General features: G+C 72.8%; 9 protein-coding genes. 4 read left to right on the top strand and 5 right to left on the bottom strand.

The features are described from left to right. Window positions 1–132 precede the first annotated feature (132 nt). Window positions 133–3,084 (top strand): BTAD domain-containing putative transcriptional regulator, encoded by a 2,952-nt coding sequence (locus tag A6F73_RS34865; RefSeq protein WP_159398698.1) that lies wholly within the window; start codon window positions 133–135, stop codon window positions 3,082–3,084. Window positions 3,085–3,127: 43 nt separating this feature from the next. Here the strand turns inward: A6F73_RS34865 and A6F73_RS34870 are convergent, their stop codons facing one another. Further along, on the bottom strand, window positions 3,128–5,017 hold the full coding sequence (locus A6F73_RS34870) for a serine/threonine protein kinase (RefSeq protein WP_063352342.1): 1,890 nt from the start codon (window positions 5,015–5,017) through the stop codon (window positions 3,128–3,130). A 611-nt stretch (window positions 5,018–5,628) separates the two neighbouring features. Here A6F73_RS34870 and A6F73_RS41955 point away from each other — a divergent pair. The 3 genes from A6F73_RS41955 (at window position 5,629) to A6F73_RS34880 (ending at window position 8,533) form a co-directional block, all read left to right on the top strand. Then, complete coding sequence (locus A6F73_RS41955; protein WP_159398699.1) at window positions 5,629–5,790, top strand: hypothetical protein; 162 nt, start codon at window positions 5,629–5,631, stop codon at window positions 5,788–5,790. A gap of 173 nt (window positions 5,791–5,963) precedes the next feature. Beyond that, a complete protein-coding gene (locus A6F73_RS43685; RefSeq protein WP_063352343.1) occupies window positions 5,964–6,464 on the top strand; it encodes a hypothetical protein in 501 nt (166 codons plus the stop codon). Further along, window positions 6,461–8,533 (top strand): alkaline phosphatase family protein, encoded by a 2,073-nt coding sequence (locus A6F73_RS34880; RefSeq protein ID WP_063352344.1) that lies wholly within the window; start codon window positions 6,461–6,463, stop codon window positions 8,531–8,533. Before A6F73_RS43685 ends, A6F73_RS34880 begins: the two co-directional genes overlap by 4 nt. A 77-nt stretch (window positions 8,534–8,610) precedes the next feature. Here A6F73_RS34880 and A6F73_RS34885 read toward each other — a convergent pair whose 3' ends face one another. The 4 genes from A6F73_RS34885 to A6F73_RS34900 all read right to left on the bottom strand — a co-directional run bounded on the left by A6F73_RS34885 (window position 8,611) and on the right by A6F73_RS34900 (window position 11,149). Next, window positions 8,611–8,802 carry a hypothetical protein gene (locus tag A6F73_RS34885; protein ID WP_244293816.1) on the bottom strand — a complete coding sequence of 64 codons (192 nt, stop codon included), beginning with the start codon at window positions 8,800–8,802 and terminating at the stop codon, window positions 8,611–8,613. Window positions 8,803–8,836: 34 nt separating this feature from the next. Next, window positions 8,837–9,574: a hypothetical protein gene (locus A6F73_RS34890; protein ID WP_063352346.1), complete on the bottom strand. Its 738-nt coding sequence runs from the start codon at window positions 9,572–9,574 to the stop codon at window positions 8,837–8,839. 83 nt (window positions 9,575–9,657) lie between these two features. Then, entirely contained in the window at window positions 9,658–10,923 is a 1,266-nt protein-coding gene (locus A6F73_RS44255; RefSeq protein WP_063352347.1) for a cytochrome P450, read from the bottom strand. Between the two features lie 10 nt (window positions 10,924–10,933). Further along, the gene (locus A6F73_RS34900) at window positions 10,934–11,149 is read right to left on the bottom strand and encodes an MbtH family protein (RefSeq protein ID WP_063352348.1); all 216 of its coding nucleotides are present in this window, start codon (window positions 11,147–11,149) and stop codon (window positions 10,934–10,936) included. Window positions 11,150–11,152: the final 3 nt, after the last annotated feature.

Raw genomic sequence — 11,152 nt, forward strand, 5'->3', positions numbered from 1 at the left:
GTGGCCGACCCGTGGCCGGCCCCTGGACTGCCCCCGAACGGCCCCGGCCAGGGGTGATGCGGTCGGTATCATGCGCCCGGGGGTTCGATTGCAGGCAGAGGGGAACGGTCGGTGGGTGGGTTGCGGTTCACGGTGCTGGGACCGATACGGGGGTGGCGGGACGGCGGCGAGCTCGCACTCGGGTCGCCGCAGCAGCGGAACCTGCTGCTCTCGCTGCTGCTGAGGGCCAACCACCCCGTGTCGACCGGTCAGCTCGTGGACGACCTGTGGGGCGAGGAGCCGCCCGCCAAGCCCATGGCCGTGATCCGGACGTACGTCCACCGGCTGCGCCGCGTCCTCGGGCCCGCCCCGCTGACCTCGCTCAGCGGGGGCTACCTGCTCACCGTGGATCCGGGGGAGCTGGACATCCACCGCTGCGAGGAGCTCGTCGCCACGGCGAAGGAGCTCAGCGGCGCCGGGGAACACGCCCGCGCCGCCGCCGCGCTGCGCCTGGCACTGGCCCTCTGGCAGGGCGAGCCGATGTCCGGGCTCTCCGGCCCCTATGCCGAGCGGCAGCGCGGCGAGTGGACCGAACGCCGGGTGACGGTCCTGGAGTCGTGTCTGGAGGCCGAGGTCGAGGCCGGACCGTCCGGCGAGGCCGTCGCCGAACTGACCGCGGTCGCGGCCGAGCACCCGCTCAGGGAACGGTTCTCCGAGCTGCTGATGCTCGCCCTCTACCGGTCCGGGCGGCAGGCCGAGGCCCTGAGCGTGTACCGCGAGACGGACCGGCGGCTGCGGGCGCAGCTCGGCGTCGCCGCCGGGCCCGGCCTGCGCGAGTTGCAGCGCCGGATCCTGGTGGCCGACACCGCCCTCGTGGCGCCCGCGCCTCCCCGGTCCGACACCACCACCACGGCCCGCCCGCCGTACCACGCGCCGATCCGGCCGACCCAGGTACCGGCCGACCTCGCCGACTTCACCGGCCGCGAGGCGCAGACCGAGGCGGTGCGGGCCGTCCTGCTCGCGCCCCGCACCGTGCCCGTGGCGACCGTGTCGGGCCTGGGCGGCATGGGCAAGACGGCCCTGGCCGTCCATGTCGCGCACGGGCTGGCCGCCGACTTCCCCGACGGCCAGCTCTACGTCGACCTGCACGGGGCCGACGGCCGCCCGACCCCGCCCGAGGAGGTGTTGGGCGCCTTCCTCCGCGCCCTCGGCGTGCCGGCGGAGGCGCTGCCCGCCGGGCTCGCCGAACGCTCCGCCCAGTTCCGCTCGCTGCTCTCCGGCCGACGCGTGCTGATGGTCCTCGACAACGCCCGGGACGCCGAGCAGATCAGGCCGCTGCTGCCCGGCCGGCCCGGTTGCGCCGTGCTCGTCACCAGCCGGGCCAGGCTCGGTTCACTTCCCAACGCGCACGTCGTCGAGCTGCCGGCCTTCGCCCCGGAGGAGGCCCTCGACCTGCTCGGCCAGGTGGTCGGCGGGCAGCGGCTGCAGGCCGAGGCGGACACGGCCAGGGAGCTCGTGCGGCTCTGCGGCCACCTCCCGTTGGCCGTGCGCATCCTCGCCGCGCGCCTCTCCTGCCGGCCGGGCTGGACCATGGCCCGGCTGCTCGACAAGCTGTCCGAGAATCGTCGCCGGCTGGACGTGCTGCGCACCGAGGACCTCGCCGTCGAGTCGGCGTTCCGCTTCGGCTACGACCAGCTGACGCCCGACCAGGCCCGCGCCTTCTGTCTGTTGGCGGTGCCGGACGTGCCCGACCTGTCGCCGGGCGCGGTCGCGGCGGTGCTCGACCTGCCCGAGCACGAGGCCGAGGAACTGGCCGAGTCGCTGGTCGACTGCTCGATGCTGGAGACCGCGCCACCGGACCGCTACCGGTACCACGACCTGCTGCGCGCCTTCGCCCAGCGGCTCGTCCCGGAGACGGCAGCCGACGTCGAGGCTGCCGGCACGGGCTCGGCCCCGGAGGCGGACCGCCCGGCCGCCGTCCTCACCCGCCTGGTGATCCGCCAGCACGCCGAGACCGTCGCGGCCCTCGGCCCGGCCGCCACCCGCGCGGCCCTGACCGGCTCCGGCTCACCGTACGCCGCCGACTGCCGCGTGGTGGCCCGCGGTCGCGGCGAGTACCAGGGCATCGGCGCTCTGGTCGGCCAGTACGCCGGGCTCCCCCAGCCTCCCCGGCTCGATCTGGCGGCCGAACTGCTGCTCGGGGGAAGCCTGTTGTGCGAGACCGGCCAGGCCGCCCGGCCGCTGGGGCACGCGGCCAAGGTCCTGCTCCAGGCAGCCGTCCGACAGGGCGACCGGACGGCCGAGGTCAGGGCCCGACTGGTGCTCGGCCGGCTGCTGACCGAGGTCGGCTCCGAGCCCGCGGCCCTCGGCGAGCTGCTCAGGTCCCGCGACCTGTGCATCGCCCACAACCTGCCGGGGCCGCTGCTCGCCCTGGCCCACGCCTCGCTGGCCGCTCTGTTCGTCCAGGTCGGCCGGGCGGGCGACGCGGTCGACGGCTTCGCGGCGGCGATCGCGGTCTGGGAGCGGCTCGGCGACCGGCGCTCGGTGGCGGGCGAACTGCTCAACCTGGCCGGTGCGTTCACCGAGCTCGGCCGGCCCGAGGCGGCGGTCCGCGTCGTCGACCAGTCCCTGCTGATCTGCCACCAGCTCGCCGACCACGAGCTCCAGGCGCTCGCCCTCGACTCGTTGGGGACGATCGCCCACGATCGCGGCGAGTTCGAGCAGGCCCTGCGCCACCACCGCGGTGCTCTCGCCCTGCTGCGGCCGGACGACCGGCGCCGGACGGGCCGTACGCTCCTGCGGCTCACCGAGTCGCTGCGAGCCGTCGGCCGCGGCGACGAGGCGGTGGAGGCGGCAGACCGGGCGGTCGAGGTGCTGACGCTCGACGGCGACCGCCGGGGGCGGGGGCTGGCCCTGGCGGCGCTCGGCGACGCGCTCGCCGACTGCGGCGGCGCCGAGGACGCGGCCCGGGCGTGCCGGTCGGAGGCCTACGACATCCTGGCCTCCATCGGCTCCCCCGAAGCCGACCGGCTGCGCGCCCTGATCGGCCTCGGCGGGGCCGCCGACCGTCCCCGCCGGCAGTGGCCGTCCTGGCTGCCGGCGTGATCCTCCCCTTGCCCCGGGGGTGTTCGGCTGCCGGTCGGACGGCTCAGGACAGCGCCCACACCTGGTTCTCCGCGTTCGAGCAGGCCGCCACCCTGACGTAGTAGGCGACTCCGTCGGACGTCAGACAGCCCTTGGTGGCGCCGTTGACGATCTGGTAGCCGCCCCGGACCGGCACGAAGGACCAGAGCTGGTTGTTGTTGTACGGCGGGCTCGTCCAGATCTGCACGCGCCCGTCGCCCGTGTCCAGGTCCAGCACCTTGGTGTAGTTGCTGGAGGCGTTGCGCAGGAAGTACTTCCCCTCGAAGACCTTTTCCAGCCGCCACACCTGGGCCGGCGTGCCGTTGACGTTGAAGGTGCCGATCCGGTTGCCGTTCTCGTCCACGGAGTAGGAGTTGTCCAGCGCGCCGTTGACGCCGGTGATCTGTGTCTGGGAGGGCAGCTGCGGCTGCGGTTTCGGCTCCGGCGTGGGCGGCGTGGGCGGCGTGGGCGGCGTCGACGTCGCGGACGACGTGGGCGTGGGCGGTTCGTGGGAAGCGGGCGGAGACGGGACGGCGGAGGTCGGCGCGGGCGAGGCGGGGTTCTGGCTCGCGGTGGGCGCGGTGGAGGCGGGCGGGGACGCGGCGGGGGCCGGGTTGGGCGTACCGGGCCGGACGGGCGTGGTGGCGCCCTGGCCGCCGGTGGCCGTGGCGGAGGCGGGAGGGGACGCGGCGGAGCCCCGGGTGGGCGTACCGGGCCGAACGGGCACAGCGAGGTCCTGGCCGGCGACCGGCGCGGGTCCGGCGCCGGGCGTGGGGCTCCCGCCCGCTTCCGGTCCGGTCGACGGCACCGGGGCCGTCGGCTCGGCGGGCTGCTGTCCGGCGGGTTGGCGGTCGGCTGCCACCGCCGCGGGAACGGCCGGGCCCGAGAGGCCGGCCACCGGGCCCGCGACGGCTGCGGTGCCCGGAGCGTCGTCCTCATCGGACCGGATCACCGTCGCTCCGGAGGCCCCGACCACGCAGAGCAGTGACAGCGCCGTCACGCCGATCAGCCCGCGTAGGCGGAACCTGGCCCACCGTGCGCGTCCGACGACCGGCAGGGGCCCGACCGGGACCAACGCCGGCGCCGTCTCCTCGGCCGGTGCGAGGGCGTCCCGTACCGCCGCGGCCATCGCCGCCGCGTCGGGCCAGCGCTCGCCGGGCTCCTTGGCCATCGCCCGCTCGACCAGCGCCCACACCGGCGCGGGCACGTCCTCGGGAAGCGGCGGCACGGGCTCCGTCAGGTGCTTGAGGATCAGTTCGAGGGCGGTCTCCCCGTCGAAGGGGAGCTTGCCGGCGAGGCATTCGTAGAGGACGACGCCGAGTGCGTAGAGGTCCGCCGAGGCGGTGACCGTCCCGGTGGAGGCCTGTTCCGGCGCCTGGTAGGCGGCGGTGCCGAGCACCATGCCCGGTACGGTCAGCCGGGCGTCGCAGCCGGGCCGGGCGATGCCGAAGTCCGCGATCACCGTCCGGTCGCCGCGGACCATCAGGTTGGCCGGTTTGATGTCCCGGTGGACCACCCCGGACTCGTGCGCGGCCTCCAACCCCTCCAGCACCTGGAGCGCCATCCGGAGGGTCTCCTCCACCGGCAGCGCGCCGCGGCGTTCCAGCACGGCGCTCAGCGGTTCCCCGTCGATCAGCTCCATGACCAGGTAGCCGACCGAGGGCCGCCCGTCCACGGCGCTGTGCCCGTAGTCGTACACGCCGACGATGCCCGGGTGGCGCAGCTGCGCCATGACGCGGGCCTCGGCGTGGAAGCGTTCGGCGAAGCCGGATTCGTCCAGCAGGGCCGGCTTCACCACCTTGACCGCGACCCGGCGGCCCAGGACCTCGTCCTCGGCGAGCCACACGTCGCCCATCGACCCGCCGCCCAGCAGGTCTACCAGCCGGTAGCGGTCGGCGAGCACGGTGCCGCGCATGATACTCCCTGAATCAAGCCCGAGGACCGGAGCGAATCCGGAGACCGGCCCGGTTCCATGGGCGCACCTTGGTCCGGGGCGCCCTCCGAGGATCATGACACCGGCAAAACAACTACTGGCTTTCCATCATATGAATCACGGTCGACTCAAGCCATTCCCGCCCCATGCCCCGCCCCACGCCTCGACGCCCGCGTTGACGGCCGGGTGCGGCGCCACAGCCGGCCGGGTGGGGTGTCAGGCGCCCTCCCCCGGCCACGACCGGTCACCAGCCGCCAGCCCACTCGAACGAACGCCGCCGTCGAGCCTCGCGGAAGCCGTCGACGGGGAGGCGGCTCGTCCTCGGTCCCGGACAGCCGCGGAGCAGGCCGTCAAGGCCTCCCCAGGCGCCGGGCCGACTTCTCGCGTCGAAGGTTCGTAACGAAATTACCCGTCACTGGAATGCAGGTCACCGGACCTTTTCGCATCGCGCCGCCGGACCGGCCGACCTAGCGTGGGTCGTGGCGCTCCTCACCGACGTTCCTCGCTGCGCGCGAGCCATGGGATCGAGCCACGGATCCGCCCGGGCAAGGCTTCGGCAGCACACGCACATATGGATTCAGAAGGACTCAACCATGGGCTTCGACCACGTCGACGCGGTGATGGCCGTACCCGACGAGCCGAACCAGTTCTGGGTGTTCTCCAACACCGACCACCGGCGCGTGGAAATCACCGTGGACACCAGGGCCTGTGGTCCGGTGCCGCTGAGCGAGTGGGAAGGCCTCACCAAGGGCTGACGGCCGTCTCGGGTGCCCGGACCGCACCTGGCCCGCCGCACCCAGCACTGGACGCCCGACCCGGCCGACCCCGGCCGGGCGTCTCACGTACCCGTACGTGCCCCGAGCCGTCGATCCCTTCGTCGGCCCCATCTCCCCGCTCATGCACACCTGCTCCGATCGGAGACCTGCCCATGGGTCAGTTCGTCACAGACCTCAACGTCCTGGTCGCCTACGACGACCCAGTGCGAAGCCCGTTCCACACGCCCACCGGGTGGGAGTGGATCGACGTCGACCTGAACAAGGGCACACACGGCGCCTACCTGTACCTCGTCTTCGAACGGTCCGCCGAGGGCCGGCCCGTCACCGGCATCCGCGTCCTCCAGGACGACGAGAAGCCGCCCGCCGGCTACCAGAAACTGCCGGTCGACCTCAACAGGGGAACCCCCGTGCACGACAAGGCCCTGTTCCTGGCCGCCACCCGCCAGGAAGGAGCGGGCCGGCCCATCGTCGACCTCACCGTCACGCACTGGAAGGACGGGTCGAAGGTGGTCCCTCCCAAGACGGGCTACACCCGCGTCGACACGGATCTCAACGAGGGCGCCAAGGGCGACTTCATCTACCTCGACTACCTCCGGGCCACCGAGAACGCACCCTCCGGTTCGCCCGCCACGCCGGACCAGGAGCACGCGTGAACACTCCCCACTCCCCGCAGAGCGCTCCGTCGCTGCCGAAGTCGCTGCTGAAGGCCCTCAAGCGCAAGCCCCGCCCCGGCGGTCTGAAGGCTGTCCGACACGTGGTCTTCCTGATGCAGGAGAACCGTTCCTTCGACCACTACTTCGGCAGCAACTTCCGAGGAGTGCGCGGGTACGAGGACCGCAACCTCGTCACGTTCCCCGGGTCCGGCGGCCGCACCGTCCTCGACCAGCCCGACCCGGACCACCCGTCCAAGCCCCGCCGGCCCCGCCAACTCGGCCTGGACCAGGGTACGGCCGAGCCGAAGGCCCACGACTGGCCCACCGGCCACCAGGCGTGGAACAACGGCCGCTACGACCAGTGGATCGCGGCCAAGAATGCCGTCGCGATGGACTACTTCGACCAGCCGGAGGTCGTCGGCACCTACCGGGAACTGGCCGAGCGGTTCACCGTCTGCGACGCCTACCACTGCTCGGTGATGAGCGAGACCACCTCGAACCGCAACTACCTCTTCAGCGGATTCGGCGGCTGGGAGCCCGACGGGTCGCGGGTCACCGGGTCGGCCGCGCACGACCGCGAGAATCCCGATGCGACCTACGCGGGTGACCGGACGCCCGGGTACAACTGGTCCAGCTACCCCGAGATCCTGGAGGTCAACAACGACCCCTTCGGGTCCGACAGGATCAGCTGGCGCGTCTACCAGGGCTGGGACAACTACTACGACAACAACCTGGACTTCCACGCCGAGTTCAAGCGGGTCTTCCAGACCGTGCTGAAGAGCGCCGAGCTCGACTACCTGAGCCTGTACGACTTCTACAAGGATCCGAAGCGCGTGCGCCCGGAGGACGTGGAGGCGCTCGCCAAAGCGGTCGCCGACCTGCCGCCGGCCGACCGGAGCCTCTACGACCGCGGGCTCTTCCGCTGCCCGCCCCCGCCGGACTCGAAGCAGAACCCGAAGAACTACCGCGACTTCGTCTACGCGTTCGCCCAGGACGTGGCGGCGAAGAGGGTCCCCCGGGTCTCGTACCTGGTGCCCTCGGACGCGGACTCGGAGCACCCGGGCGACGGCGGTTCGGCCCCCATGACCGGCGAGGAGGTCGTCTGCCAGGTCCTGGACGTCATCGCCTCCGACGAGGACATGTGGGACTCCACCGTGCTGTTCGTCAGCTACGACGAGAACGACGGCTTCTTCGACCACGTGCCACCGCCGGTGCCCCCGCAGGGCGTCGACGACGAGTACGTCGGCGACCAGCCCATCGGCCTGGGCATGCGCGTGCCGATGATCGTGGTCTCGCCGTGGACCGTGGGCGGCTACGTCAACTCCCAGGTCTTCGACCACACCTCACAAGTCCGGTTCCTGGAGGAGTGGTTGGGCGTACGGCAGCCCGCCATCAGCCGCTGGCGGCGCACCGTGGCCGGCAACCTCACCTCGGTCTTCGACTTCGACCGCACCGGCGACCCGCCGTCGCAACCCACCGACCCCACCCGGCGTCTGGCCCGCCCGCTGCCGTACCAGCCGGACGCCCACGGCGCCCTGGACCGGAAACAGGACGTGTTCGTCCTCCAGCCGACCAACACCGGCGCCGCCTCCGTGCACCTGACCCTGTACGACAACGTCGGCACGTCCGGCAGCTACGACGCGCCCCGGCACTTCGACGTGCTCGGCACCACCACGCCCGCCACCAAAGTGCCGGTGCGCGAGGGAAGTTACGACTTCTACCTCACCGGCCCCAACGGATTCCGCCGCGAGTTCGCCGGGACGGCCGCCGGGGCCGCCGCCGAAACCTCCGTGGCCACCGCCATCGCCGCCGCCGCGAAGCGCACCCTCACCCTGACGATTACGTCGCCGAGCGCCACGCCGAAGGCCGTCACCCTGGCACCCCGGCACTACAGCACCGCGAAGGCGCTGACCGGGACCGTCGTCACGGGCAAACCCCTCGTCCTCGCCTGGGACACCGAGGACGCCGACGGCTGGTACGACCTGGACCTCGCGATCGCCGAGGACACGTCCTTCCGCCGCCGCCTCATGGGCCACGTCGAGAACGGCCACCCGAGCATCAGCGGCTGAGCGCCGACGAGGCCGGTGCCGCCCGCCCGGGGGGTGTTCCGGGCGGGCGGCACCGGCCTCGCCGGGTGCGGGGGTCGCTACCGGCGGCCGCGGGCCGGTGCGGGGTTGAGCTTGGCGCTGAGCACCGACAGGAAGGTCGGGAGCCTGTCCACCGCGGTCTTGGGGACGGGGGTGACCTGGACGGTGTCCCGGACCACGTCCTGCACGACGAGCTTGTAGGTGCCGCCCTCCTCGACGAGTTCGGCGGCGTAGAGCAGTGTTTCTTCCACCAGGGGTCCCTCCGGTTGTCTGTCGTACGGCGGGTCAGGAGCCGTTGAGCCAGGCGTTCCACGCCTTGGTCGCCTGCTCCTCGTCCGCTCCCCCGGCGAACAGGTGGTGGCCCAGCCAGATCGGCCAGTTCCAGGAGCTGCCGTTGTAGAACCGGTACAGGGTGTCCGGGCCGCGCAGACCGATGAAGTCGGGGCTCAGGTAGTCCACGACCACCTCTTCCGGGCCGCCGTCCGCACCCGGGAGGTCGAGTGACAGCCGGTCGCCGACGGCCGTGTCGTCGGCGAGGCCGAGGCGCCGGCGCAGCGTGGCGAAGTCGGCGGGGTCGGCGGTCGGTCCGGGCCGGGCGGCCTTGACGTAGACGGCGGTGCGGTCGGCGAAGTGCGTCAGGTACTGGGCGAGGCTGTGCTGGTAGAGGTCGACGTGCTTCTCGGCCGCGTCCGCCCTGGTGTCCCAGCCGTCGTCGACGACGCCCTCGTGCACCCAGTGGATCCCCATCCGCAGGTGGCTCGACGTGCCGTCGGCCGCCTCGATGTGGTAGCTGAGGGTGTTCGAGAAGCCGCCGTCCCTGGTCGCCCGGACGGCGAAGTGGTGCGGCGGTTCCCAGGCCACGACGGTGCCGCCGCCGCGGGAGACCGTCCCGCCGACGTGCGGCTCGACCTCCATGGGGTACAGCCAGCTGAGGTTGCCGGCCCCGGTGGCGATCGCCTGCCAGACCTGGTGCGGTGCGGCGGGCAGGTCCTGTTCCCGGCGCACCTGGAACTCTCGGGCCATGATCGGTTCTCCTTCGCAGTCGATGGTCTTGTCGTTCGGTGGTCTTGTCGTTCGACGGGCTTGTCGTCCGACGAGGTTGTCGTTCAGTAGGTGAGCGGCAGTGCGCACAGGTGCCGTTGCAGCGGGTTGGGCCGCCAGTCGAGGGCCGTCCCGTCGGCGAGTGCGAGGCCCGGGAGCCTGCGGACCAGGGTGCCGACCGCCAGTTCGGTCTGGAGCTTGGCGAGCGGTCCGCCGAGGCAGAAGTGCGGGCCCGTGCCGAAGGTCAGGTGCCGGTTGCGGGTGCGCGCCAGGTCGAGTCGGTCGGGGTCCTCGAAGCGGTCCTCGTCGCGGTTGGCCGCGCTGAGGAACAGGTACACCAGCTCGCCCTCGCGCAGCGTCCGCCCGCCGATCTCGACGTCCTGCGCGACGACCCGGACGATCGCCTGGGTCGGCGTGTCGTAGCGGGCCAGCTCCTCGACGGCGGTGCGGATCAGCGCCGGGTCCTCGCGCAGCCGGGCCAGCTGGTCGGGGTGGCGCAGCAGGGCGAGGGTGCCGTTGCCGATCAGGTTGGCGGTGGTCTCGTCCCCGGCGGTGATGAGGACGAAGCAGGTGGACAGCAGTTCGGAGTCGGTGAGCCGGTCGTCCGTGGCCTGGGTGGTGACCAGGGCGCTGATCAGGTCGTCGCCCGGATCCTCGCGGCGCTGCCGGATGAGCCGGGACAGGTACTCCTCGTACTGGTCGACGGCGGCCTCGGCCTGCTCGATGTCGGCGGTCAGGTTGCCGATCCGGCGGAACCAGGTCTTGACTTCGGGGCGGTCCTCGGGCGGGATGCCGAACAGCTCGCAGGCGACGGCCAGGGGCAGCGGGGAGGCGACCGCCTCGATGAAGTCCATGGCGGGCCCCTGGGCCACGGCTCGGTCGATCAGGTCGTCGACGACCGTCTGGATGCCGTCCCGCAGGGCCTCGACCCGCCGGGCGGTGAACGCCCGGTTGACGAGCTTGCGCAGCCGGGCGTGGTCCGGCGGGTCGGTGTTGGTCATCACCCGGCCGAGCCGGTCGGTGAGCCGGCTCAGGGCCTTCAGGTTGCCGCCCAGGCCGCTGAGGGCCCGGGTCATCCGGTCCCGGTCGTTCGACAGGCGCAGGTCGCCCAGGGCGGCGTCGATGTCGGCGTACCGGGTGAGGTACCAGATGCCCTGGTCGCTGCGGTGGACCGGGCTCTCGCGCCGCATGCGGGCGTAGAACGGGTACGGGTCGCGGCGGGCCTCGGGCGTGTACAGGGCCGCGGCGAGGTCGCCGGACGGCCCGGCCGGGCCCGCAGTGGCACGGGCCTCGGCCGGGGCGTCGGTGCCGAGGGTGTCGGTGGAGGTCACGTCGGCCGCGCTACTTCCTGGCGTCCATGGCGTCGGCGAGGCTCCTGGGCCGCATGTCGGTCCAGGACTGCTCGACGTACTCCAGGCAGGCGGCGTGGCTGTCGGGGCCGTGGGCGACGGTCCAGCCCTCGGGGACGTCGGCGAACTGCGGCCACAGCGAGTGCTGGTTCTCCTGGTTGACGAGCACGAGGAAGGTGGCGTCCTGGTCGTCGAACGGGTTGGTCATGGG

The organism is Streptomyces sp. MJM8645, assembly GCF_001625365.1.
In the GTDB taxonomy this organism is placed as follows: domain Bacteria; phylum Actinomycetota; class Actinomycetes; order Streptomycetales; family Streptomycetaceae; genus Kitasatospora.

Bases quoted from the DNA above. Each gene is read 5' to 3' on its own strand.
- A6F73_RS34870 (WP_063352342.1), bottom strand. From the start codon at position 5,017: ATGCGCGGCACCGTGCTCGCCGACCGCTACCGGCTGGTAGACCTGCTG.
- A6F73_RS41955 (WP_159398699.1), top strand. From the start codon at position 5,629: ATGGGCTTCGACCACGTCGACGCGGTGATGGCCGTACCCGACGAGCCG.
- A6F73_RS43685 (WP_063352343.1), top strand. From the start codon at position 5,964: ATGGGTCAGTTCGTCACAGACCTCAACGTCCTGGTCGCCTACGACGAC.
- A6F73_RS34890 (WP_063352346.1), bottom strand. From the start codon at position 9,574: ATGGCCCGAGAGTTCCAGGTGCGCCGGGAACAGGACCTGCCCGCCGCA.
- A6F73_RS34900 (WP_063352348.1), bottom strand. From the start codon at position 11,149: ATGACCAACCCGTTCGACGACCAGGACGCCACCTTCCTCGTGCTCGTC.